The 3,286-nt window shown below is 61.4% G+C and carries 4 protein-coding genes; 3 read left to right on the top strand and 1 reads right to left on the bottom strand.

Annotated elements, in window-relative coordinates; genetic code table 11:
- On the top strand, positions 1-335 hold a 335-nt coding region (locus AB4Z11_RS27380; RefSeq protein WP_442028996.1), incomplete at its 5' end, for a DUF3147 family protein.
- Here AB4Z11_RS27380 and AB4Z11_RS27385 read toward each other — a convergent pair.
- Entirely contained in the window at positions 332-1,285 is a 954-nt protein-coding gene (locus AB4Z11_RS27385) for an AAA family ATPase (RefSeq protein ID WP_442028997.1), read from the bottom strand. The genes AB4Z11_RS27380 and AB4Z11_RS27385 overlap by 4 nt on opposite strands.
- 18 nt (positions 1,286-1,303) lie before the next feature.
- Between AB4Z11_RS27385 and AB4Z11_RS27390 the strand changes: the two genes are divergently transcribed.
- Entirely contained in the window at positions 1,304-2,266 is a 963-nt protein-coding gene (locus AB4Z11_RS27390) for an acyl-CoA dehydrogenase (RefSeq protein ID WP_442028998.1), read from the top strand.
- A 45-nt stretch (positions 2,267-2,311) separates the two neighbouring features.
- Positions 2,312-3,286: DUF3667 domain-containing protein (locus tag AB4Z11_RS27395; RefSeq protein ID WP_442028999.1), on the top strand; the 975-nt coding region annotated here is incomplete at its 3' end.

A 3,286-nucleotide genomic window follows, 5' to 3' on the forward strand; every position in this document is an offset into this window, starting at 1 on the left:
AATATCTGGTGACCGCCGGTGTGGTTGTCGCAGTCTCAGAATTCGCCAAGCGCAGTGATCGGCTTGGCGGGCTGATTGCCGCGCTGCCGATGGTGACGGTGCTGGCGCTGATATGGCTTTATGTCGAAAATCAGCCGCAGCAAAAGATCGCCAATCATGCCTGGTACACGTTCTGGTACGTTATTCCCACGCTGCCGATGTTTCTGGTCTTTCCTTGGCTATTGCCGCGCCTTGGCTTCTGGCCGACGTTGGGCGTGTGCCTGGTCTTCACGGTGATTTGCTTCGCGCTGTTCGCGATTGTGGCGCGCTGGTTCGGCGTGGAGCTGCTGCCTTAGCGTTCCAGCAGCACCTTCAGCATCCGCTCGGGATGCGCCATGAAGTCGTGCATGACGCGGTAGTGTTCCGTGTCCTCATATTCGACCAGCCGGATACCGCGCTCACCGCACTCATAGATATATGCGTTCGGATAGGACATCAGAATCGGCGAGTGTGTGGCGATGATGAACTGGCAGCGATCGCCAACCAGATCGTGCAGGCGGCTTAGCATCGCCAGCTGGCGCTGCGGCGACAGTGCCGCTTCCGGCTCGTCCAGAATAAACAGGCTATCGCCGCGGAAGCGCTCCATGAACACCGTCAGGAAAGTCTCGCCGTGCGACTTTTCGTGCAGCGACTTGCCGCCGAAATAGCTGATGATCGGCGGCCCTCCGGGAGGCTTGTCCAGCTCCTCGATCTCGGTGCTGACGTTATAGAAGGTCTCGGCGCGGAAGAAAAAACCATCGCGCGGCTGCTTCACACCGCGTACCAGGCGCAGATGCTCGTGAAGATCCGTATGCGACGCACGCGTCGCAAAGTTGAAATTGCGGCTGCCGCCTTCAGGATTAAATCCCATACCTACCGCAATCGCCTCCAGCAAAGTCGACTTGCCCGAACCGTTCTCGCCAACGAGGAAGGTGACCGAAGGATGCAGCAGCAAATTATCGAGCGACGCGATCGCCGGCAAATTAAAAGGAAACTCGTCGGCCCTCTCGGCCGACGACGGTTTCAATCCAATCTCTGAAACGTACGGTCTCGTCTTCATTTGCTTGCCATTGTGGCAAAAACACGGTCGCCGTACAAGGAGGGCGGTGGGCAGGAGAGTAGAATGCTGCGATTCTGCTAAACCGGCTTTGATCCAATGTCTTTGAACCAGCACATCACCCAACGAGATCTTTTGCGTATTTGCCAGCACGCGGCGGCCGCTGATGTGGGCGGCTTTCTGGAGCCTGTGCAGCAGGCGCTGATTCACCGGCGGGGTTGGTTGCGGATGTTGGCGCCGCGCGCGACAGGTGGGGCGGAGTTGCCGCTGCCGGAGGTGGTGCGTCTCGAAGAGGAAATCGCGGCGGCGGATGGCAGCATGGGCTGGGTCGTCACGCTGTGCGCAGGCGCGGGATGGTTTGCGGGCTTTCTGCCGCCGGACCTGGCGCGCGAGATCATTGGCACGCGGCGTGTCTGCCTGGCGGGCAGCGGCGCGCCGACCGGTTTTGCGGAACGCGAAGGTGACGGCTTCCGCATCACGGGACGCTGGGATTACGCCAGCGGTGCGCCGATGGCCACGCACTTCACGCTGAACGCCGTGCTGCGCGAGAACGGCCAGCCGCTGCGGGATGAAAACGGTGCGCCGCGCATCAGTGCATTCGCGGTGCCAGCGGCGCAGGTGTCGATTGTGCCGACCTGGCACAGCGTCGGACTGCGCGCGACGGCGTCGCACAGTTACAGTATTCAGGGACAGTGGGTGCCGTCCAGCCATGGCTTCGTGATCGATGCCGCGCATGCGACGGCGCCGGGGCCGCTGTATCAATTCCCGTTTTATCCGCTGGCTTACATCACACTGGCCGCCAACCTGGCCGGCATGGCGCGTCACTTCGTGGGACTGGCACGCGACTCGATCGCACGCCGCAAGCACACGATGAGCGGACAGCCGCTGGTACAGCGCCCGGAAGTGGAGCGTCTGCTGCACGATGCGCAAACGCAGCTCGTCCAGGCACGCGACCACGCTTACGCGCTGCTCGATCGTGCATGGGCGCGCGTGGCGGCCGGCGAGGAAGTGCCGCAAGCCGAAATCGAAAGCTTGCAGGACGCCTCGCTCTCGCTTGTCGCCGCTTCCCGCTCAGCGGTGGATGGTCTTTACCCCTACTGCGGCTTGTACGCCGCCAACGTGCACAGCACCATCAACCGGGTGTGGCGTGACTTCCACACGGCGACCCAGCATTCACTATTGCTGCCTTGACATGTGAGCTATCATGCTGATTTTGCAATCAGTAATGAGGTTGGCATGGGAGTGGAATTGGAAGCTGCGGGCGATCTGGTTACGGCCGGCCTGATAGCACACGAAATCGAAGGCAATGCCGGCGACCAGAGCGCGCATGTGCACAGCGGGGTCTGTGCCAACTGTGGCGCCAAGACTGCCGGTAATTACTGCGGAAATTGCGGGCAGAAGACCCACCTGCACAACTCCGTGCTGCATCTGGTGGAAGAGCTTATTCACGGCATGTTCCACTTCGAGACCAAGGGCTGGCGCACCTTGCCGCTGCTGGTCTTGCGCCCCGGCGAACTGACGCGCCGCTTCCTGGACGGCCAGCGCACGCGCTTCGTGTCGCCGCTGGCGCTGTTCCTGTTCATGATGTTCCTGATGTTCTTCGTGTTCTCGCTCACCGTGGGCAATCTGAATCACGGTGCGCCGGACAAGCAGGCAACACCGGAGCAGACGAGCGCGCGCCTCGCGGAGAAAGTGGAGAACCGAAAAGAACAGGTGATTGAGGCCGAAGCCGACCTGAAAGCGGCCGAGGGCGAGAAGGGCATTGCGAAAGCGCAGGCCGCACTGGAAAAGGCCAGGAAGAAGCTGGCGGCCGCCGAGGAAGCTGCGACCAAGGCTGCGGCGGTGACCACGGCTGCCGGTGCCGCGGCTGGCAGCTCGGCAAGCAGCGCAGCAAGCAGTTCAGCCAACAGCGCAGCAAGTAGCCCAGCAAGTAGCCCAGCAAGCAGCGCGCCCGCCGCAAAAGCCGACGATTCCGACTCCGACTGGGACTGGAAGAAAGAAGTGAAGTCGTCCAACATCAACAGCGATATCCCGTGGCTGAACGTGGCCCTGAAGCACGCGGTGGAAAACCCGGAGCTGGCGCTGTATAAGCTGAAAAACKCGGCCTATAAATACTCCTTCCTGCTGGTGCCGATCTCCATGCCCTTTTTGTGGCTGATGCTGTTCTGGAAGCGCGGTGCGTCGATGTTCAGCCACGCGGTGTTCTCGCTG

This window comes from Pseudoduganella sp. RAF53_2 (genome assembly GCF_052113985.1).
In the GTDB taxonomy this organism is placed as follows: Bacteria; Pseudomonadota; Gammaproteobacteria; order Burkholderiales; family Burkholderiaceae_D; genus Rugamonas.

Excerpts from the sequence above, each read along its gene's own strand:
- AB4Z11_RS27390 (WP_442028998.1), top strand. The coding sequence starts at position 1,304 with ATGTTGGCGCCGCGCGCGACAGGTGGGGCGGAGTTGCCGCTGCCGGAG.